This is a genomic window from Pseudomonas umsongensis (genome assembly GCF_002236105.1).
In the GTDB taxonomy this organism is placed as follows: Bacteria; Pseudomonadota; Gammaproteobacteria; order Pseudomonadales; family Pseudomonadaceae; genus Aquipseudomonas; species Aquipseudomonas umsongensis.
Map to the genome: position 1 here is coordinate 931090 of NZ_NIWU01000002.1, position 20598 is coordinate 951687.

Annotated in this window: 17 protein-coding genes; all 17 read left to right on the top strand. The window is 59.3% G+C overall.

Annotation, left to right across the window (positions count from 1 at the left end; genetic code table 11):
* The first annotated feature begins 46 nt into the window (after nucleotides 1-46).
* Nucleotides 47-742, top strand: coding sequence for a flagellar basal body L-ring protein FlgH (gene flgH / locus PSUM_RS14650; protein WP_020796937.1), 696 nt, complete (start codon nucleotides 47-49; stop codon nucleotides 740-742).
* Nucleotides 743-769: 27 nt separating this feature from the next.
* Nucleotides 770-1858, top strand: coding sequence for a flagellar basal body P-ring protein FlgI (locus PSUM_RS14655; RefSeq protein WP_033043362.1), 1089 nt, complete (start codon nucleotides 770-772; stop codon nucleotides 1856-1858).
* 11 nt (nucleotides 1859-1869) lie between these two features.
* Nucleotides 1870-3153, top strand: a complete 1284-nt coding sequence (gene flgJ / locus PSUM_RS14660; protein WP_083348426.1) for a flagellar assembly peptidoglycan hydrolase FlgJ — start codon at nucleotides 1870-1872, stop codon at nucleotides 3151-3153.
* A 16-nt stretch (nucleotides 3154-3169) separates the two neighbouring features.
* Nucleotides 3170-5194, top strand: coding sequence for a flagellar hook-associated protein FlgK (gene flgK, locus PSUM_RS14665; protein ID WP_083348427.1), 2025 nt, complete (start codon nucleotides 3170-3172; stop codon nucleotides 5192-5194).
* Between the two features lie 14 nt (nucleotides 5195-5208).
* Entirely contained in the window at nucleotides 5209-6798 is a 1590-nt protein-coding gene (locus PSUM_RS14670; RefSeq protein WP_083348428.1) for a flagellar hook-associated protein 3, read from the top strand.
* A 353-nt stretch (nucleotides 6799-7151) separates the two neighbouring features.
* Nucleotides 7152-8078 (top strand): ketoacyl-ACP synthase III, encoded by a 927-nt coding sequence (locus PSUM_RS14675; RefSeq protein ID WP_083348429.1) that lies wholly within the window; start codon nucleotides 7152-7154, stop codon nucleotides 8076-8078.
* A 241-nt stretch (nucleotides 8079-8319) separates the two neighbouring features.
* Complete coding sequence (locus PSUM_RS14680; protein ID WP_020796944.1) at nucleotides 8320-10017, top strand: flagellin N-terminal helical domain-containing protein; 1698 nt, start codon at nucleotides 8320-8322, stop codon at nucleotides 10015-10017.
* Between the two features lie 86 nt (nucleotides 10018-10103).
* Nucleotides 10104-10454 carry a flagellar protein FlaG gene (locus PSUM_RS14685; protein WP_042955319.1) on the top strand — a complete coding sequence of 117 codons (351 nt, stop codon included), beginning with the start codon at nucleotides 10104-10106 and terminating at the stop codon, nucleotides 10452-10454.
* Between the two features lie 81 nt (nucleotides 10455-10535).
* A complete protein-coding gene (fliD, locus tag PSUM_RS14690) occupies nucleotides 10536-11909 on the top strand; it encodes a flagellar filament capping protein FliD (protein ID WP_083348430.1) in 1374 nt (457 codons plus the stop codon).
* Between the two features lie 153 nt (nucleotides 11910-12062).
* On the top strand, nucleotides 12063-12443 hold the full coding sequence (gene fliS / locus PSUM_RS14695; protein ID WP_042955320.1) for a flagellar export chaperone FliS: 381 nt from the start codon (nucleotides 12063-12065) through the stop codon (nucleotides 12441-12443).
* A gap of 31 nt (nucleotides 12444-12474) precedes the next feature.
* Nucleotides 12475-12771 carry a flagellar protein FliT gene (fliT, locus tag PSUM_RS14700; protein ID WP_020796948.1) on the top strand — a complete coding sequence of 99 codons (297 nt, stop codon included), beginning with the start codon at nucleotides 12475-12477 and terminating at the stop codon, nucleotides 12769-12771.
* 173 nt (nucleotides 12772-12944) lie between these two features.
* A complete protein-coding gene (locus PSUM_RS14705; protein WP_020796949.1) occupies nucleotides 12945-14420 on the top strand; it encodes a sigma-54 dependent transcriptional regulator in 1476 nt (491 codons plus the stop codon).
* Between the two features lie 130 nt (nucleotides 14421-14550).
* Nucleotides 14551-15756 (top strand): sensor histidine kinase, encoded by a 1206-nt coding sequence (locus PSUM_RS14710; RefSeq protein ID WP_414896143.1) that lies wholly within the window; start codon nucleotides 14551-14553, stop codon nucleotides 15754-15756.
* A 5-nt stretch (nucleotides 15757-15761) separates the two neighbouring features.
* Nucleotides 15762-17147, top strand: a complete 1386-nt coding sequence (locus PSUM_RS14715; RefSeq protein WP_083348432.1) for a sigma-54-dependent transcriptional regulator — start codon at nucleotides 15762-15764, stop codon at nucleotides 17145-17147.
* 303 nt (nucleotides 17148-17450) lie between these two features.
* Nucleotides 17451-17780, top strand: coding sequence for a flagellar hook-basal body complex protein FliE (fliE, locus tag PSUM_RS14725; protein ID WP_033044919.1), 330 nt, complete (start codon nucleotides 17451-17453; stop codon nucleotides 17778-17780).
* Between the two features lie 15 nt (nucleotides 17781-17795).
* A complete protein-coding gene (fliF, locus tag PSUM_RS14730) occupies nucleotides 17796-19583 on the top strand; it encodes a flagellar basal-body MS-ring/collar protein FliF (RefSeq protein ID WP_033044920.1) in 1788 nt (595 codons plus the stop codon).
* A complete protein-coding gene (gene fliG / locus PSUM_RS14735) occupies nucleotides 19576-20595 on the top strand; it encodes a flagellar motor switch protein FliG (RefSeq protein WP_020796955.1) in 1020 nt (339 codons plus the stop codon). The genes fliF and fliG overlap by 8 nt, the downstream gene beginning before the upstream one ends.
* Nucleotides 20596-20598: the final 3 nt, after the last annotated feature.

The window sequence follows — 20598 nt, forward strand, 5'->3', positions numbered from 1 at the left end:
CTATGAGGCGGCCGTGCGGCCGCCTGCAGCACCGTGAGGTAGGGTCATGAAACGCTTCGTCTCTGTTCTGGCATTGAGTGGGATTACCGCGCTCGCAGGCTGCGTGCCCGTGTCGCCCAAGCCCAATGACCCTTACTACGCCCCGGTGTTGCCACGCACGCCGTTGCCGGCTGCCGCCAACAACGGTTCGATCTACCAGGCCGGTTTCGAGCAGAACCTGTACAGCGACCGCAAGGCGTTCCGGGTCGGTGACATCATCACCATCACCCTGAACGAGAAGACCCAGGCGAGTAAAAACGCCAACTCGCAAATTGGCAAGAACAGCAAGACCGGCATCGGCCTGACCTCGCTGTTCGGTAGCAGCGCAACCACCAACAACCCGTTTGGCGATGGCGACCTGAGCCTGAGCGCCAGCTATGAAGGTGACCGCGCGACCAAGGGCGACAGCAAGGCCGGGCAGGGCAACAGCCTGACCGGTTCGATCACCGTCACGGTGGCGGATGTCTTGCCCAACGGCATCATCGCCGTGCGCGGCGAGAAGTGGCTGACCCTCAACACCGGTGACGAACTGGTACGGATTGCCGGCCTGGTGCGCGCCGATGACATTGCCACCGACAACACCGTGTCGTCGACCCGCGTCGCCGATGCACGCATCACCTACTCGGGCACCGGTTCCTTTGCCGATGCGAGTCAGCCAGGCTGGTTCGACCGTTTCTTCCTCAGCCCGCTGTTCCCTTTCTAGGTGGTCACCTTGCATTTCAAAAGCCTCATGGTGGCCGCATTGTTGATGTCTGCGGCCTTCAACGCTCAAGCCGAGCGCCTGAAGGACATCGCCAGCATTTCCGGCGTGCGCTCCAACCAGTTGATCGGTTACGGCCTGGTGGTCGGGCTTAACGGCACCGGCGACCAGACGACGCAAACCCCGTTCACCTTGCAGACCTTCAACAACATGCTCTCGCAGTTCGGCATCAAGGTGCCGCCGGGTTCGGGCAACGTGCAGTTGAAGAACGTCGCGGCAGTCTCGATCAGTGCCGACTTACCGGCCTTCGCCAAGCCAGGTCAGCAGATCGACATCACCGTGGCCTCCATCGGTAACTCCAAGAGCCTGCGCGGCGGCACCTTGCTGCTGACGCCGCTCAAGGGGATCGACGGCAACGTCTATGCGGTGGCCCAGGGCAACCTGGTGGTCGGCGGTTTCGATGCCGAAGGTCGCGACGGCTCGAAGATCACGGTCAACGTGCCGTCGGCCGGTCGCATCCCCGGCGGTGCCTCGGTCGAGCGCGCCGTGCCGAGCGGTTTTAACCAGGGCAACAGCCTGACCCTGAACCTCAACCGTTCCGACTTCACCACGGCCAAGCGCATCGTCGACAAGATCAACGACATGCTCGGCCCTGGCGTGGCCCAGGCCATCGACGGCGGATCGGTGCGCGTCACCGCGCCGCTGGACCCAAGCCAGCGTGTCGACTATCTGTCGATCCTGGAAAACCTCGAGATCGATCCGGGGCAGGCGGTGGCCAAGGTCATCATCAACTCGCGCACCGGCACCATCGTGATTGGCCAGAACGTCAAGGTTTCGCCGGCCGCCGTCACCCACGGCAGCTTGACCGTGACCATTACCGAAGACCCTATCGTCAGCCAGCCAGGTCCGCTGTCCAATGGCCAGACGGCCGTCGTGCCGCGCTCGCGGGTCAACGCCGAGCAGGAAGCCAAGCCGATGTTCAAGTTCGGCCCGGGCACCACCCTCGACGAAATCGTGCGTGCGGTGAACCAGGTCGGCGCGGCACCGGGCGACCTGATGGCGATTCTTGAAGCACTGAAACAGGCTGGCGCCTTGCAAGCCGACCTGATCGTGATCTGAGGACGGCGACCATGGACATGAACAAGAGCGGTCGGGTCAGCAGCAGCGATTCCGGTGCTTTTTCCGACCTGAACCGGCTGAACCAGCTCAAGGTCGGCGACAAGAACAGCGACGCCAACATGCGCAAGGTGGCGCAGGAGTTCGAGTCGCTGTTCCTTGGCGAGATGCTCAAGTCGATGCGCTCGGCCACCGAATCGTTGGGCAAGGACAACCCGATGAACACCGCCGAAGCCAAGCAGTACCAGGAAATGTACGACCAGCAACTGGCGGTTTCGATGTCCCGCGAGGGCGGCGGTATCGGCCTGGCGGATGTGCTGATGCGCCAGATGTCGAAGAACAAGCCGCTGGCGCCGGGTGAGGCGGCAACGCTGTCCGCCGCCAAGCAGGAGGCCGCCAAAGCCGCTGCGCAAACCCCGGTGGCCGCCGGCACGACGGCGCTCAACGGGCCGCTGTCGCGGGTCAATGGCGAACGTCCATTGTGGGCTTCGCGCTCGGTCAGTGCACCGACAGGCGAGGGTGCGCATCGCAATGACATGGCGCTGATCAATCAGCGGCGCCTGGCCTTGCCGCCGAAGCTGGCTGATCGCCTGCTTGCAGGCCTGGTGCCTTCCGCCACGTCGAACAATGCTGGCGCGGTCAACAAGGCGCCATTGCCCGAGCGCGTCGCGAGCAGCGGTTCCGGGCCCCTGTACAACGGCGACTGGCTGGCCAATGCCCAGGCAGCGCAGAGTGGATCGCTGCAGATTCACGGGCGCGCCATCGCGCAAATCCCCTTGGCGCCGGCGAAAAAAGCCTTCGGCAGCGCCGACGAATTCATCAACACCATGCTGCCGATGGCCAAGGAAGCGGCCGATCGCATTGGCGTCGATCCGCGTTACCTGGTGGCCCAGGCCGCCCTGGAAACCGGTTGGGGCAAGTCGGTCATGCGTGCCCAGGACGGCAGCAGCAGTCACAACCTGTTCGGCATCAAGGCCGGCAGCAGTTGGAAGGGTGATTCGGCGCGGGCCATCACCAGCGAATTCAGGAATGGCGAGATGGTCAAGGAGACGGCCGAGTTCCGTTCCTACGACTCCTACAAGGACAGCTTCCATGACCTTGTGACGCTGCTGCAAACCAATAATCGCTATCAAGATGTGGTGAAGTCGGCCGATAACCCGGAACAGTTTGTGCGCGAGCTGCAAAAGGCCGGTTACGCAACCGACCCGGCTTACGCCAGCAAGATTTCGCAGATAGCCAGGCAGATGACGAGTTATCAGAACTACGCTGCGGCAGGCGTTTCAACCACGCCTTTATAGACTAAGGGTCTGAATCATGAGTTTGCTCAACATCGGAATGTCGGGGCTCAATGCCAGCCAGGTTTCACTGGCGACCGTCGGCAACAACATTGCCAATGCCAACACGGCCGGCTATTCACGTCAGCAGACCACTCAGGTGAGCAACGCGTCGAACCTGTATGGTGGCGTGTTCATCGGCAGCGGTACAACCCTGGCCGATGTGCGTCGGGTCTATAACGCCTACCTCGATAATCAGTTGCAGACCTCCACATCGCTGAGCAGTGATGCCAACGCCTACCTCGATCAGGTGAACCCGCTCGACAAGCTCTTCTCCGACAAGAACACGGGGATCAGTGCGGTGTTGAGCAGCTTCTTCACTTCGGTCCAGACGGCCGCCGGTACACCGAGCGACACCGCCGCCCGGCAACTACTGCTGACCAATGCGCAAACCCTGAGTAATCGCTTTAACGCCCTGGCGTCGCAGATGACGCAGCAGAACGAAGGGATCAACAGCCAGTTGACGACCTTGACCGGGCAGGTCAACCAGTTGACGGCGTCGATCGCTTCGTTGAACCAGCAGATTGCCCAGGCCAGCACTTCTTCCGGCAGTGGCCCGAGCAACTTGCTCGATGCGCGCAATGAAGCGGTGCGCTCGCTCAACGAGTTGGTGGGTGTCACGGTCCAGGAGCAGAACGGCAGTTACAACGTCTCCCTGGGGAACGGCCAGCCCCTGGTGTTGGGCAACACCTCCAACACCCTCTCGACCGCCCGCACCGGCATCGACAAAAGCCAGCTGAATATCCAGCTCAACTCGCCGTCTAAAACCAGTGACGTCACCTCGGTCATCAGTGGCGGCAAGATTGGCGGCCTGCTGCGTTATCGCGACGATGTGCTGGTGCCGGCGCAGAACGATCTGGGCCGCACCGCCCTGGTGATGGCTGACAAGATCAATAGCCAATTGGGCCAAGGGCTCGATGCCAATGGCGAGTTTGGTGCTTCGCTGTTCTCCAACATCAACAGTGCCACCGCGATCAGCCAGCGCAGCCTGGGGGCGTCGAACAACAGTACCGGTTCGGGCAATCTGGATGTCACGATCACCAATTCCAGCGCACTGACCACCTTCGATTATTCGGTCACCTTCACTGCGGCCGACAAGTACACGGTCAAGCGTTCCGACGGCAAGGACATGGGCTCTTTCGACCTGTCCCCGGCAGCAGAAATCGATGGTTTCAAGCTGGATCTGAACGGCGGCGGTCTCAGCGCGGGTGATTCATTCAAGGTGACGCCGACTCGCAATGCCGCGAGTTCCATCAAGACCCAGATGACCGACTCGAACAAGCTCGCGTTTGCCGGCCCGCTGGTTGCCACCGGCAGCACGAGCAATGGCGGCACCGGCGCATTGACCCCGCCGGTGCTGTCCACGCCGTTGGATATCTATGGCGGTGCCGATCTGGCCGCGCTGCAGGCAGGGATCAAGGACTCGATGCCGGTGACCCTGGCGTTCAAGGATGCGGCCGGCGGCAGCCAGGCCTATGAAGTGTTCAACTCGAAAGGGCAGAGCATCGGCACGGGCACCATCGTCCCCGGCCAAAGCAATGACCTGACCATCAATGTGCCGATGCTCGATGCCTCAGGCGCTCCGATCCCTGGCCAATCATTTTCGTTCAACACCACGGTCAGTGGCTCGCCGTCGAAGAACGACAAGTACGAAATCGCGTTCAACGCGGACGGCAAGAAAGACAACCGCAATGCCAACGAGTTGTTGGCTCTGCAAACCAAGGCAACGGTAGGCGTGACGGGCGGCAACGCCGGGATGAGCATGACCACCGCCTACAGCCGTCTGGTCGAACAGGTGGGCGCCAAGGCCAGCCAGGCCTTGGGTGACAGCACCGCCAGTGGCGCGATTCTGTCCCGGGCCAAATCCGAAGTCGCGTCGGTGTCCCAGGTCAACCTGGACGACGAAGCCGCCGACCTCCTCAAGTTCCAGCAGTACTACACCGCGTCGTCGCAGATTATCAAGGCCGCGCAAGAAACCTTCAGCACGCTGATCAACAGTCTTTAAGGGAGTCTTAGACGATGCGCATTTCTACAGCCCAGTACTTTGAGACGAGTGCGGCCAAGTACCAGAACAACTTCTCCTCGATTGTGAAGACTCAGGAGCAGATCACGTCGGGCGTGCGGATCCAGAGTGCTGGTGATGATCCTGTTGGCGCTGCAAAGTTGCTGATGCTGCAACAGCAGAAAGACTTGCTGGGGCAGTACAGCACCAACATGGGCAGTATCAAGAATTCGCTGACCAACCAGGAAAGCGTGCTTGAAAGCATTAACACTGCGTTGCAGCGTGGTCGCGAGTTGGCGCTTCAGGCGGGTAATGGTGGTTACAGTGATGCTGATCGAAAATCCATCGCCAGCGAGATAGGCGAGATTGAACAGCAAGTACTGGGTTTGCTCAACAGCAAGGATTCGTCGGGCAACTACATGTTTTCTGGCTCGAAAACCTCTATACCGCCCTACGTGCGTAACAATGACGGCACCTACACCTATCAGGGTGACGACACGCAGTTGAGCCTGCAGGTGTCGGACACCTTGTCCATGGCCAGCAACGATACCGGTAAAAGCATTCTCGAATCGGCGACGAACTCGGGGCGTACCCAGGCGGTCCTCGATCCGTCGAAGCCTAATGACGGTACCGTTTCCGTGTCTGCCGGCCTGGTGCAGTCGAATGCGACCTACATCAAGAAATTTTCCGCGGGAGAGCCCTACGAGCTGAAGTTTGTAGACAGTACTCATTACACTATCGCGGACAAGGACGGTAACGATGTCACGAGCGAGGTGTCCGGAAATGGCACGTTCGACTCAAGTAAAGAGGGTGGCTCGACCATCAGCCTGCGGGGGGTGGAGTTCGACATCTCGTTGCGCCTCAAGGCGCCTGTGGATCCTGCGACCACGCTGCCAATGACCCCTGATGAAGAGGTCAAGGATCACATCTTTTCTCTGGGCACCAAGCCTGACAGCTTCAATGCATCGCGGACCCCGAGCAACGGTTCGACGGCCCAGATCACCGGGTCCGGCGTCGCTAACCAGGCAGACTACGTCAACGGTTTTCCCAACAGCGGGGTGGTTATCAAATTCACCGATGCCAGCAATTATCAGGTCTATGCCCAGCCAATGAGTGCAGACAGCAAGGCGATTGGTGGGGGTGTACTGGCGGGGGGCTCGATCACGGTCGCGGGCGTGAAGCTTGATTTTACCGGTGCCCCGCAAGCGGACGATCAGTTCGTGGTGGGTGCGAGTAGTCACCAAACGCAAAGTGCCCTGGATACCTTGAGCCAGTTGCGTCAAGCATTGGAAACGCCCGCCGATGGCAATGATCTGGCACAGATCAAGCTGAAGGACTCGGTGAATGCGGCGATCAGTAACCTTTCCAATGCCAGTGAGCAGGTCGATAACGTTCGAGGAGCGATAGGGGCGCGATTGAACGCCATTGAAATCCAGAGCGCCGAAAACGTCAGCATGGGCCTGGCTAACACCAGTACCCAGGCGGCTATTGGTGATACGGATGTCGCAACGGCATCCATCGACTTGGCGTTCCAGCAATCGCTGTTGCAGGCCTCGCAACTGTCCTTCGTCAAAATTGCCCAGTTGAGCCTGTTCAACAAGCTTTGATCTCTTCTCTAATTGCCGGCATCAATGATGCCGGCAATGTCTCGTTGGTTCGTTGTCGCGCCTTTTTTGCTCAATCATTTCCGATTTTTTCCTCTTCCACTGGGCGGTTGAACGCTTGTTTGTGGCTGGATGTTTTGCGCAAGGCACGCATAATGCGTGACCTGTGAGTCAGATAGCGCATCTTCACTGTATTGTGTCAAAAAGGATGGGCAGGGGTTTGACCCTTGTCGGGCGTGTTTTCAGGGTTTCTGGAGCGTCTGTGCCGTATTTTTTCGCTCGGTGAAATCCAGTATTGTCGTACCTCTCGGTCATGCGAGCGGTGATCTCCAGCTATTTAGTATTGGGAAGCCACAATGATTGGCATAAAAAGCATTGCCAGCTACGTGCCAGCGAGTGGGCTGGATAACTATGCTCAGGGCGCAAAGTTCGAGAAGGATGAAGAGTTCATCCTCGGGAAAATCGGTTCGGCGTTCCTGCCGCGCAAGGACGCTACCCAGGAAACCTCCGACCTGTGTGTCGAAGCGGCCAATGCGTTGTTCGCCAACAACCCCCAGCTCGACCGTCAAGCCATCGACGTGCTGATTGTCGTCACCCAGAATGGTGATGAGGAGGGCCTGCCGCACACTTCGGCGATCGTCCAGGACAAGCTCGGCCTGTCGACCAACGTTGCTGCTTTCGACATCTCCCTGGGTTGCTCCGGTTACGTCTACGGTATCTACGCAATCAAGGGCTTCATGGAAGCTGCCGGGCTGAAGAACGGCCTGTTGATCACTGCAGACCCGTATTCGAAGATCGTCGACCCGGAAGACCGCAACACCACCATGCTGTTCGGCGATGCCGCCACCGCCACCTGGATGGGCGAAGACGCCATCTGGCAGTTGGGCAAGGCCAAGTTCGGTACCGACGGCTCCGGTGCTCCGCACCTGAAGGTGACTGATGGCGTGTTCTTCATGAACGGACGGCAGGTGTTCAACTTCGCCCTGCTCAAGGTGCCGGCGCACTTGCACGAACTGCTCAATCAGTCCGGCCTCACGTCCCAGGACATCGATGCCTTCTGCATCCACCAGGGCAGTGCGGCCATCGTCGATGCCGTGGCGCGCCGCTTTGAAAGCGAGCCGGAGAAGTTCATCAAGGACATGGTCGAGACTGGCAACACCGTGTCTTCGAGCATCCCGCTGTTGCTGGAAAAGCACATGTTCGATTCCAGCTGGAAGCGCGTGGCGATCAGTGGTTTTGGTGTGGGGCTGTCCTGGGGCTCGGCGCTGATCCATCGCACCTGAGGCGTCAGTTAAATAACGCCAAAAAAAACGCCCATGACCGCGAGGTCATGGGCGTTTTTGCATTCTGGGTCGGCATTTAACGCCTTGAAATGCAAGGGGTGGCACGGTGCTAGTAAAAAAAATCAAAAAAGCCCTCAAGCAACCTGCTTTCACGACGATAACTATTACGAAGGTTCTCTAGGCCACACCCGGCGGTTGCCAGGGCCGGAAGCCGCAGCACCCAACCAACGAGGAATTCGTCATGTCGTTATCCGTAAACACCAACATCACCTCCCTGGGCGTTCAGAAAAACCTGAACCGGGCTTCCGATGCTCTGAGCACCTCGATGAGCCGTCTGTCTTCCGGCCTGAAAATCAACAGCGCCAAAGACGACGCTGCCGGCCTGCAAATCGCCAACCGTCTGACCAGCCAGATCAACGGTCTGAACGTTGCCGTGAAAAACGCCAACGACGGTATCTCGATCGCCCAGACCGCTGAAGGTGCGATGCAAGAATCCACCAACATCCTGCAGCGTATGCGTGAGCTGGCCCTGCAATCGGCGAACGGATCGAACAGTGATGACGACCGTACTTCCCTGAACCAGGAATTCACCGCCCTGTCGGGTGAGCTGAACCGTATCTCCAACACCACCACTTTCGGTGGCAAGAATCTGCTTGATGGTTCGTTCCAAAACACCAGCTTCCAGGTTGGTGCAAGCGCTAACGAAACTATTTCGTTTGGTATGGGTGACTTGAGTGCTTCGGGTTTGAAGGGTACCTACAGCAGCGCTGAAGTGACTGGCAAAGAAATGTCGGGTATGGCTGCTAGCGTGCAGGGTTCGACCACTACGTTGAAGCAAACTATTGTAGCGGGCGTTGCTGCTACTGGCTTTACTGTATCTGGCAATGAGAAGCTCAGCATCAACGGTGTTGATATCAAGCTGGCTGGAACTGAAACCAGTAACGCCGATGTTGCGACTACGATCACTGCCGCGTTAACTGCTGCTGGTTCTGCCGTAACTGTCGCTGAGGCTGGTGATATACTGACCTTCACCAATGCTTCTGGTCCTGTGTCTATTTCTGGTTCCGACGCTGGTAAGTTCGGTCTGACGGCTGGCACCACCAGCAACAAAACCGATGGTGGATCCGTTCCTCCAAAAGCCGGTAGCATCCTCGTCAATGGCTCTGCTGTTTCTTGGAATGGTACTACGGATGACGTTGACTCCATTCTGGGTCAGATCGAAGCATTGGCTGGTGTTGGTACTGGTAACGCCAAGATTGTTGACGGTCAAATCTCCATCACCTCCCAGAACGGCAACAAGATAACACTGGCAGACAATACTGGTGCCAACGATAGTGGTTCTCTCGCCTCGCTGGGCCTGAAAAGCGGTACTTCGGACGTCAAAATGACTGCTGATACTTCGCTAAAAATCGGCACCACCGAAATCAAGATCACTAAGGGCAGCGACCTTGACGCTGTTATTTCGTCGATCAACAGCGCCAGTGCCGGCGCTACCGCAACCAAAACTGCCGATGGCAAGATTCAGCTCAGCGGCAAGGCTGACATCGTGATCTCGGCAGGCAACACCGGTTCCCTAGGCGACCTGGGTCTGGAAGCAGGTATCTCCAATGCCAGCGAAACCCAAACCACCGTTGGCGACCTGGACATCCTGACTGCTGCTGGTTCGCAACAATCGGTACAGGCTCTGGACGCTGCCATCCAGCAAATCGACAGCCAGCGCGCCGCATTGGGTGCTGTTCAAAACCGTTTCGACAGCACCGTAGCCAACCTGCAAAGCATCGCCCAGAACTCCACCGCTGCCCGCGGTCGCGTTCAGGACGCTGACTTCGCTTCCGAAACTGCAGAGCTGACCAAGCAACAAACCCTGCAACAGGCTTCCACTGCGATCCTGTCCCAGGCCAATCAGCTGCCGTCCGCTGTACTGAAGCTGCTTCAGTAATCTCCGCGTCTGGTCAGTGAAATAAAAGGGCGCGTTTAACGCGCCCTTTTATTCATTCCGTTGATTTTTCATCTGAGGTGATGGCAATGGACATGAGCGTCAAGATGAATCAGCCCCCATCTGTGACTGCATTGCAGGGGACAACCAGCCCCAAACCTTCGCCACTCTCGGCATCGACTGATGTGGGCGCAACGGCGTCGATGGACAAGCCCAAGCGGGCAGAATTGGAACAAGCGGTAACCGATATTCGAGAATTTGTTCAGTCCAGCAAACGCAACCTGGATTTCTCGATTGATGACTCGACCGGCAGGGTCGTGGTCAAGGTGATCGCGACAGAAAGCGGTGAAGTCATCCGCCAGCTGCCTTCAGAAGCGGCTTTGAAATTGGCTGCGAGTTTAAGTGACGCCAGTAGCCTTCTATTTGATGGAAAGGCTTAAGCTGGCACGTGTTTTGATAGTGGCTGGCATTGGTGAATTGTTCGTCAAGAACATGGCGACCTTCCGGGAAGGAGAAAAAGCATGGCAAGTTCAACCGTCAGTGGCATAGGCTCGGGGATCGACACCCAGAAAATTGTCACCGCATTGGTGGATGCCGAGAAAGCACCGAAACAAGCCCAGATCGACAAGCAGACTGCTTCGACCAGCACCACTCTGTCCGGGATCTCGGTGATCAAAAGTGCGCTTGACACATACCGGGCGGCGATCGCCAAGCTCAACACGGCCACAGCTTTTGGTAGTATTTCCGGCGCTTCTTCCGACGAGAAAATCGCCAAGACAACGGTCAACGATGCGGCTACCAATGGTTCCTACGCCCTGGAAGTCACCAAGCTGGCCACGGCTTCAAAAGTCTCTACCTCCGTGTTTGCAGGTGGCGCGTCGAGCGTGGTCAACTCCGGTACCGTAGCGACCACGTTGACGATTTCTCAGTCTGGCAATGATTACGGTGTGGTCATCGAGCCTGGTGCGACCCTGCAAGAAACGCGCGATGCGATCAACACCCAGCTCAAATCGAAGAACATCAGTGCCAACATCCTGACCGATGCCAACGGTTCCCGATTGGTTTTGAGTTCGAATACGACTGGTAAGGGTACTGATTTGACACTCAGTGGCGCTGATGAGCTGACCAAGGATTATGTGGTTACTACCGTCCCACAGAATGCCGAGTACACGCTTGATAATGTGAAGATGGAGTCTGCTTCCAACTCCATTTCCTCGGTCGTCAGTGGGGTTAATCTGGAGTTGCTGACAGAAGGCAAATCCACAATCACGGTGTCTAGCAGTACCGCGCAGTTGAAAACCTCCGCGCAAGCTTTCGTATCCGCTTATAACGCGCTGATGACGGCGATCAACACGCAAACCAAGGTGTCGGCGACGGCGACCGCAACAGGTGGATCTACTACGACCGCTGGTGCGCTCACGGGTGATGCGACGATGCGCAGCCTGGTGACTTCTGTGCGGAATGAGTTGGTGTCCGGGGAGTCGGGTGCAGGCACCAGCGGCTTGAGCATGCTTTCGCAGCTGGGCATCAACACGGACAAAACCACCGGTTTGCTGACTATCGATGATGCCAAGTGGGACAAGGGCGTGAAAGCGTTTGGTTCCGAAGTCGCCGAACTGTTCACCGGCAAGAATGGCGTTATCAGTCGCATGACGAGTGCCACCGATGCCTTCGCGAAATCCGATGGCGTCCTGGCTCAGCGGCAGACCAGCCTGACTGACTCCCTGGACTCGCTCAAGGTTGATCAGGAAGATCTGAATCGTCGAATAGCGAACCTGCAAACTACGTTGACTGCCAAGTACACAGCCATGGATACCTTGGTCGCACAATTGACTGCGACTTCCAAGAGCATCATGACTACGCTGAATGCGTTGAACAAAGTCAGCGACGACTAACGGTCGCCAGATGGAAAAAACCCGGATCCTTTTTCAGGCGCTCCGGGTTTTTTCGTTTTGCCATGCGGGCCGTGGCTAAAGTTTTATCCGTTCAAGTCGATAGTTCGTTATAGCCGATGAATGCCAGATAATCGTTTTTTCAAGGAGTCAGACATGAACCCCATGAGAGCCCTGCGTCAATACCAAAGTGTCAACTCGCACGCTCAGACTTCCGAGGCTAGTCCTCACCGTCTCGTCCAGATGCTGATGCAGGGTGGACTTGATCGTATTGCCCAGGCCAAGGGCGCTCTGGAGCGTAATGACACGGCTACCAAAGGGCTTTGCATTGGCAAGGCGGTGGCAATCGTAGGCGGGCTGCGTGAGGGGTTGGACCCTGAGAAGTCACCTACACCATTGTCTGATCTCGACAGCCTCTACGACTACATGATGCGTCGGCTGACTGAGGCCAATATCAAGAGTGATCCGCTCATTCTCGATGAGGTCTCCGGGCTGCTCAGTAACCTCAAGGAAGGTTGGGATGCAATTGCGCCTTGAGACGCTTCGTTAAATTTTCGAGGGTGATGCAATGAGCCAAGCACTGCAACGGATCGAACAAACCCGCGAAGCGCTGATCGATGCGCTGGCCGCGCGTAACTGGGATGCAATCGGCGAGCTGGATTCGGCTTGCCGCGAATGCGTGGACGAAGTGCTCAGTGAAGCGCCCGTCGACGAAGAAGCGCTGCGCACCCACCTTGAGAGCCTGCTGGCGGTGTACAAAGATTTATTGACGGTGACGATGGGTGAGCGTCAGGCGATAGTCGATGAGATGTCGCAGATCAACCAAGCGAAGAGTGCCGCAAAGGTTTACCATCTGTTTGGTTAATTATTTTCTGCTTAATCCGTGCTTATTGCGCCATAAATTTGACTGTGAACGGTTTTTTGACTTTACTAGTGGCTGTTTCCAGATTTCGGGCGTCTACAGGCATTAACGGTCTGCAAGCGTCTAGCTTGCCCACTCATTTCGGGCACCGGGTCGACTAGGGAAGTTACGATTGCATGTGGCGTGAAACCAAAATTCTGCTAATCGATGACGATAGCGTCCGCCGCCGCGACTTGGCGGTGATTTTAAATTTTCTCGGCGAAGAAAATTTACCCTGCGGTAGCCACGACTGGCAGCAGGCTGTCGTCTCTTTATCTTCTAGTCGTGAAGTGATCTGTGTCCTTATCGGGACGGTCAATGCTCCGGGTTCTCTTCAGGGCTTGCTAAAGACACTGTCGACATGGGATGAGTTCCTTCCGATTTTGCTGATGGGCGATAATTCTTCCATCGACCTGCCGGATGACCAGCGTCGCCGGGTACTGTCGACCCTCGAAATGCCACCTAGCTACAGCAAGTTGCTCGATTCGCTGCACCGTGCCCAGGTCTATCGCGAGATGTACGACCAGGCCCGCGAGCGCGGGCGGCATCGCGAACCCAATCTGTTCCGCAGCCTCGTCGGCACCAGCCGGGCGATCCAGCACGTGCGCCAGATGATGCAGCAAGTGGCCGACACCGATGCCAGTGTGCTGATCCTCGGTGAGTCCGGGACCGGCAAGGAAGTGGTCGCGCGCAACCTGCATTACCACTCCAAGCGCCGCGAGGCACCGTTCGTGCCGGTCAATTGCGGGGCGATTCCGGCCGAGCTGCTGGAAAGTGAATTGTTCGGTCATGAGAAGGGCGCGTTCACCGGGGCGATCACCAGCCGTGCCGGGCGTTTCGAGCTGGCCAATGGCGGCACGCTGTTCCTTGACGAAATTGGCGACATGCCACTGCCGATGCAGGTCAAGCTGCTGCGCGTGTTGCAGGAGCGTACGTTCGAGCGCGTGGGCAGCAACAAGACCCAGAGCGTCGATGTGCGCATCATTGCGGCGACCCACAAGAATCTCGAAAGCATGATCGAGATCGGCACCTTCCGCGAAGACCTGTACTACCGCCTGAACGTGTTCCCGATCGAGATGGCGCCGCTGCGCGAGCGCGTAGAAGACATTCCGTTGCTGATGAACGAATTGATCTCGCGCATGGAGCACGAGAAGCGCGGTTCGATCCGCTTCAACTCCGCGGCCATCATGTCGCTGTGCCGTCACGGCTGGCCGGGCAACGTCCGCGAACTGGCCAACCTGGTGGAGCGCATGGCGATCATGCATCCGTACGGGGTGATCGGCGTGGTCGAGTTGCCGAAGAAATTCCGCTACGTCGACGATGAAGACGAGCAACTGGTTGACACCCTGCGCAACGATCTCGAAGAGCGGGTGGCAATCAACGGCCATACCCCGGACTTCACCACCCATGCGATGCTGCCACCTGAAGGCCTGGACCTGAAGGATTATCTCGGTGGCCTGGAGCAAGGCCTGATCCAGCAAGCGCTGGATGATGCCAATGGCATTGTTGCGCGCGCCGCTGAACGCCTGCGTATCCGTCGGACCACGCTGGTGGAAAAAATGCGCAAGTACGGCATGAGTCGTCGTGACGGTGATGAACAGGCGGATGATTGACGCCTGTTTTTCAAGTTGTTCATTTTCAAGCAGTTTTTTTTAGGCACGGGTATTGCTATAGCCCTCGCAACGTTCCGTTTCACTGACGGTCAGCCAAGCGAGAGAGCACCCCATGCCCCCATCCGCCCAGATGTCTCCTGCTTCAGATACCTTGGGGGATGCCCTGGGGCAATCGTCGTCGGTAGAGCAGGCGAGCCGGCTTGGCCTTGAGCAGGCGTTTGCCCTGTTCAACCAGATGTCGAGCCAATTGACCAACTCCTACAGCATGCTCGAAGCCCGGGTGACCGAGCTCAAGGGGGAGTTGGCGGTGGTCAGCGCCCAGCGCATGCAGGAGCTGGCGGAGAAAGAGCGCCTGGCCAATCGCCTGCAACATCTGCTCGACCTTTTGCCTGGTGGCATCATCGTCATCGACGCCCAGGGCATCGTGCGCGAAGCCAATCCGGCGGCGTATGAACTGCTCGGCCTGCCCCTCGAAGGTGAACTGTGGCGACAGGTCATTGCCCGTTGCTTTGCGCCCCGTGAAGACGACGGTCATGAAGTCTCCCTCAAGGATGGTCGGCGCCTGTCGATTGCCACGCGTTCACTGGATGCCGAACCTGGGCAACTGGTGCTGCTCAACGACCTGACCGAGACCCGTCATCTGCAAGATCAACTGGCGCGCCACGAACGCCTGTCTTCCCTGGGGCGCATGGTGGCGTCACTGGCGCATCAGATTCGCACGCCGTTGTCCGCGGCCTTGCTCTACGCCAGTCACTTGACCGAGCAGACGCTGCCGGTGGCCACCCAGCAACGCTTTGCCGGGCGGCTCAAGGAGCGCTTGCATGAGCTGGAACATCAGGTGCGCGACATGCTGGTGTTCGCACGCGGCGAGCTGCCATTGACCGACCGCGTGACGCCGGCGCAGCTGATGCAGGCGCTGCAGGCGGCGGCACTGGCGCATGTGCAGGACTTGCCGATTCGCTGGCAATGCGACGCCCATGCCGGCGAACTGCTGTGCAATCGCGACACCCTGGTGGGCGCGGTCCTCAATCTGATCGAAAACGCCATTCAGGCCAGTGCCTCTGATGTGCGCTTGAAGGTGCACCTCTACACCCGTGGCAATCACCTGCGCTTGTGCGTCAGCGATAGCGGCAGCGGTATCGACGAAGCGGTGCTGGCGCGTCTGGGGGAGCCGTTTTTTACCACCAAGGCCACCGGCACCGGTCTCGGCCTGACCGTCGTCAAGGCGGTCGCGAGGGCGCACCAGGGCGAGTTGCGCTTGCGCTCGCGGATCGGTCGCGGCACCTGTGCGCAGGTACTGCTACCGCTTTTTGACAGCGCCCAGGGAGTGGAGTGAAGCTCATGGCTATCAAGGTTCTACTGGTCGAGGATGACCGCGCGTTGCGCGAGGCGCTGGCAGACACGCTGTTGCTCGCCGGCCACGATTACAAGGCCGTGGCGTCGGCGCAGGAAGCCCTGGAAGCTGCGGCGGCCGAAGCGTTTAATCTGGTGGTCAGCGACGTCAACATGCCGGGCATGGATGGTCATCAGTTGCTCGCTTTGCTGCGGGCGCGACAGCCGCAACTGCCGGTGCTGCTGATGACGGCGCACGGTGCCGTCGAGCGCGCGGTGGATGCGATGCGCCAAGGGGCGGCGGATTACCTGGTCAAGCCGTTCGAGCCCAAGGCGCTGCTCGACCTGGTCGCACGGCACGCCCAGGGTAGTGTCGGCGCCACCGATGGCGAAGGGCCCGTGGCGTTCGAGCCGGCCAGTGCACAGTTGCTGGAGTTGGCCGCGCGGGTGGCGCGCAGTGATTCCACGGTGCTGATCTCCGGTGAGTCCGGCACCGGCAAGGAAGTGCTGGCGCGCTACATTCACCAGCACTCTCATCGGGCCAGTCAGCCGTTCATTGCGATCAACTGCGCGGCGATTCCGGACAACATGCTGGAGGCCACGCTCTTCGGGCACGAAAAGGGCTCGTTCACCGGCGCCATCGCGGCGCAGGCCGGCAAGTTCGAACAGGCCGATGGCGGGACGATCCTGCTCGATGAAATTTCCGAAATGCCCTTGGGGTTGCAGGCCAAGTTGCTGCGGGTGCTGCAGGAGCGCGAGGTTGAGCGAGTAGGTGCGCGCAAGCCGATAGCCCTGGATATCCGCGTGGTCGCGACCACCAACCGGGACTTGGCGGGTGAGGTGGCGGCGGGGCGTTTTCGTGAAGACCTGTACTATCGCCTGTCGGTGTTCCCGCTGGCCTGGCGGCCGTTGCGCGAGCGCACCGCCGATATCCTGCCGCTGGCCGAGCGACTGTTGGCCAGGCACGTCAATAAAATGAAGCATGCCGCGGCCAGGCTGTCGCCCGCGGCCCAGGCGTGCCTGATCGCTTATCCGTGGCCGGGCAACGTGCGTGAACTGGACAATGCGCTGCAGCGTGCGTTGATCCTGCAACAGGGCGGGGTGATCGAGCCGCAGGATTTCTGCCTGAACGGACCGATCGCCTGCGCACCGTTGCCGGCATTGGCGCCCGCGCCGACGACAGTGCGGGCGGTCGAGGCCGAATCTGGCGGCGGGTTGGGCGACGACCTGCGGCGCCGTGAGTTCCAGATGATCATCGACACCTTGCGCACCGAGCGCGGCCGCCGCAAAGAGGCCGCCGAGCGCCTGGGCATCAGCCCGCGCACCTTGCGCTACAAGCTGGCGCAGATGCGCGATGCCGGAATGGACGTGGAAGCGTATTTGTTTGCCACCTGACCCACCGTGACGCCCGGTTCTCCCGTAGGAGCCAGGCTTGCCGGCGAACCAGGCGCTGCGGTGTATCTGTAATACCGCGTTCGTTCTTCGCCTGTAGGAGCGAGGCTTGCCCGCGAAGAACGATGACGCGGTCTACCAGAAATACCGTGGTGTCTGGTTCGCGGGCAAGCCTCGCTCCTACGGGAGGGGGGCGCGCTGCCGGTTTTGTTTGAGGTGGACGCTGAGCTGGCACCCTTGTTGCTAACACCTCGTTACCCGCTGAGTGAGCGTCAAAAAATTGCGGGCCGCCAGAGAGAGTAGAGCATGAGCCAAGGTATTGAATTCAATCGATTGATGCTGGATATGCGGGCCATGCAAATGGACGCCATGTCTGCGCCGAAATCGACTGCCGCCGTCCCTGAATTGAATGGCAGCAGCTTTGCCGACATGCTCGGTCAGGCCGTCAACAAGGTCAACGACACCCAGCAGGCTTCCACGTCGTTGGCCAACGCCTTCGAGATCGGCAAGAGCGGTGTCGACCTGACGGACGTGATGATTTCCTCGCAGAAGGCCAGCGTGTCTTTCCAGGCATTGACCCAGGTGCGCAACAAGCTGGTTCAGGCGTATCAGGACATCATGCAGATGCCGGTTTAAGGACGAGATTGAGTCATGGCAGATGCTATCGCTGACAATGTTCCGGCCAAGGCCAACTCCGTAGACGGCAAACCGCCGCTGTTCGGGTTGTCCTTCCTGGAAAACCTCTCCGAGATGACCATGCTGCGCCAGGTGGGGCTGTTGGTCGGCCTGGCCGCGAGCGTGGCGATTGGCTTTGCCGTGGTGTTGTGGTCCCAGCAGCCGGATTACCGTCCGTTGTACGGCAGCCTTGCCGGCATGGACGCCAAGCAGGTGATGGACACCCTGGCTGCCGCCGATATTGCCTATACCGTGGAACCCAATTCCGGCGCCTTGCTGGTCAAGGCCGAAGACCTGTCCCGTGCGCGTCTCAAGCTCGCGGGCGCTGGTGTCACTCCCAGCGATGGCAACATCGGTTTTGAAATCCTCGACAAGGAACAGGGCCTGGGCACCAGTCAGTTCATGGAGGCGACCCGTTATCGTCGCGGCCTTGAAGGCGAACTGGCGCGCACCATTTCCAGCCTGAACAATGTCAAGGGTGCCCGCGTGCACCTGGCGATCCCGAAAAGTTCGGTGTTCGTGCGCGACGAGCGCAAGCCCAGCGCTTCGGTGTTGGTCGAGCTGTATTCCGGGCGTTCGCTGGAGCCGGGGCAGGTCGTGGCCATCATCAATCTGGTGGCGACCAGCGTGCCCGAACTCAGCAAGTCGCAGATCACCGTTGTCGACCAGAAAGGTAACCTGCTGTCCGATCAGGCGGAAAACTCCGAACTGACCATGGCCGGCAAGCAATTCGATTACAGCCGCCGCATGGAGAGCATGCTCACCCAACGCGTGCACAACATTCTGCAACCGGTGCTGGGCAACGACCGCTACAAGGCCGAGGTCTCGGCCGATGTCGACTTCAGCGCCGTCGAGTCCACCTCCGAACAATTCAACCCCGACCAGCCGGCATTGCGCAGCGAGCAGTCGGTGAACGAACAGCGCACCGCCAGTAACGGCCCGCAAGGTGTGCCGGGTGCCCTGAGCAACCAGCCGCCGTCGCCAGCCTCGGCGCCGCAAACCACCGGTGGCGCCACGGCGTCGGCCGGCATGGTGCAGCCAGGCCAGCCATTGCTCGATGCCAACGGCCAGCAGGTCATGGATCCGGCCACCGGCCAGCCAATGCTCGCACCGTATCCGGCGGACAAGCGCCAGCAATCGACCAAGAACTTCGAGCTCGACCGCTCCATCAGCCACACCAAGCAACAGCAAGGGCGATTGAATCGCCTGTCGGTCTCGGTGGTGGTCGATGACCAGGTCAAGATCAACCCGGCCAACGGTGAGATCGCCCGTGCGCCTTGGAGCGCCGATGAGCTGGCCCGTTTCACCCGCCTGGTGCAGGACGCGGTCGGCTTCGATGCCAGTCGTGGGGACAGCGTGAGCGTGATCAACATGCCGTTCTCCACCGAGCGCGGTGAAGTGATTGCCGATGTGCCGTTCTACTCCCAGCCGTGGTTCTGGGACATCGTCAAGCAGCTGTTGGGCGTCCTGTTCATTTTGGTGCTGGTGTTCGGTGTGTTGCGTCCGGTGCTCAACAACATCACCGGTGGCGGCAAAGGCAAGCAGTTGGCGGGCATCGGCAGCGACGTCGAGCTCGGCGGCATGGGCGGCCTGGACGGCGAACTGGCCAACGACCGTATCAGCCTCGGTGGCCCGACCAGTATCCTGTTGCCGAGCCCGAGCGAAGGCTATGACGCGCAGTTGAACGCAATCAAGAGTCTGGTGGCAGAAGACCCGGGCCGTGTCGCCCAGGTCGTGAAAGAGTGGATTAACGCAGATGAGTGATAACCGAGCCATTGCCGCCAAACTGAGCAAGGTCGACAAAGCCGCGATCCTGCTGCTGTCTCTGGGCTCAACCGACGCTGCCCAGGTGTTGCGCCACATGGGGCCCAAAGAGGTCCAGCGTGTCGGCGTGGCCATGGCGCAGATGGGTAACGTGCACCGTGAGCAGGTCGAGCAGGTGATGAGCGAGTTCGTCGACATCGTCGGCGACCAGACTAGCCTGGGCGTCGGTTCCGATGACTACGTGCGCAAAATGCTCACCCAGGCCCTGGGCGAGGACAAGGCCAACGGCCTGATCGATCGCATCCTGCTGGGTGGCAATACCAGCGGCCTTGACAGCCTGAAATGGATGGAGCCGCGCGCGGTCGCCGACGTGATCCGCTACGAGCACCCGCAGATCCAGGCGATCGTGGTGGCGTACCTCGATCCGGATCAGGCCGGTGAAGTGCTGGGCAACTTCGACCATAAGGTGCGCCTGGACATCATCCTGCGGGTTTCCTCGCTCAACACCGTGCAGCCTGCGGCCCTCAAGGAACTCAACCAGATTCTCGAGAAGCAGTTCTCCGGCAACTCCAATGCTTCGCGCACCAGCCTGGGCGGCATCAAGCGCGCAGCCGACATCATGAACTTCCTCGACAGCTCGATCGAAGGCCAGCTCATGGACTCGATCCGCGAAGTCGATGAGGACCTGTCCGGTCAGATCGAAGACCTCATGTTCGTGTTCAACAACCTGGCCGATGTCGATGACCGCGGCATCCAGGCGTTGCTGCGCGAAGTGTCCTCCGACGTGCTGGTGCTGGCCCTCAAGGGCTCGGACGAAAGCGTCAAGGAGAAGATCTTCAAGAACATGTCCAAGCGTGCGGCCGAACTGTTGCGCGACGATCTCGAGGCCAAGGGCCCGGTGCGTGTCAGCGATGTGGAAACCGCGCAGAAGGAAATCCTCACCATTGCCCGTCGCATGGCCGAAGCGGGCGAAATCGTGCTCGGCGGCAAGGGCGGCGAGGAAATGATCTAACGC

Coding starts and splice junctions, on each gene's coding strand:
- flgH (WP_020796937.1), top strand. CDS start 47: ATGAAACGCTTCGTCTCTGTTCTGGCATTGAGTGGGATTACCGCGCTC.
- PSUM_RS14655 (WP_033043362.1), top strand. CDS start 770: ATGGTGGCCGCATTGTTGATGTCTGCGGCCTTCAACGCTCAAGCCGAG.
- flgJ (WP_083348426.1), top strand. CDS start 1,870: ATGGACATGAACAAGAGCGGTCGGGTCAGCAGCAGCGATTCCGGTGCT.
- flgK (WP_083348427.1), top strand. CDS start 3,170: ATGAGTTTGCTCAACATCGGAATGTCGGGGCTCAATGCCAGCCAGGTT.
- PSUM_RS14670 (WP_083348428.1), top strand. CDS start 5,209: ATGCGCATTTCTACAGCCCAGTACTTTGAGACGAGTGCGGCCAAGTAC.
- PSUM_RS14675 (WP_083348429.1), top strand. CDS start 7,152: ATGATTGGCATAAAAAGCATTGCCAGCTACGTGCCAGCGAGTGGGCTG.
- PSUM_RS14680 (WP_020796944.1), top strand. CDS start 8,320: ATGTCGTTATCCGTAAACACCAACATCACCTCCCTGGGCGTTCAGAAA.
- PSUM_RS14685 (WP_042955319.1), top strand. CDS start 10,104: ATGGACATGAGCGTCAAGATGAATCAGCCCCCATCTGTGACTGCATTG.
- fliD (WP_083348430.1), top strand. CDS start 10,536: ATGGCAAGTTCAACCGTCAGTGGCATAGGCTCGGGGATCGACACCCAG.
- fliS (WP_042955320.1), top strand. CDS start 12,063: ATGAACCCCATGAGAGCCCTGCGTCAATACCAAAGTGTCAACTCGCAC.
- fliT (WP_020796948.1), top strand. CDS start 12,475: ATGAGCCAAGCACTGCAACGGATCGAACAAACCCGCGAAGCGCTGATC.
- PSUM_RS14705 (WP_020796949.1), top strand. CDS start 12,945: ATGTGGCGTGAAACCAAAATTCTGCTAATCGATGACGATAGCGTCCGC.
- PSUM_RS14710 (WP_414896143.1), top strand. CDS start 14,551: ATGTCTCCTGCTTCAGATACCTTGGGGGATGCCCTGGGGCAATCGTCG.
- PSUM_RS14715 (WP_083348432.1), top strand. CDS start 15,762: ATGGCTATCAAGGTTCTACTGGTCGAGGATGACCGCGCGTTGCGCGAG.
- fliE (WP_033044919.1), top strand. CDS start 17,451: ATGAGCCAAGGTATTGAATTCAATCGATTGATGCTGGATATGCGGGCC.
- fliF (WP_033044920.1), top strand. CDS start 17,796: ATGGCAGATGCTATCGCTGACAATGTTCCGGCCAAGGCCAACTCCGTA.
- fliG (WP_020796955.1), top strand. CDS start 19,576: ATGAGTGATAACCGAGCCATTGCCGCCAAACTGAGCAAGGTCGACAAA.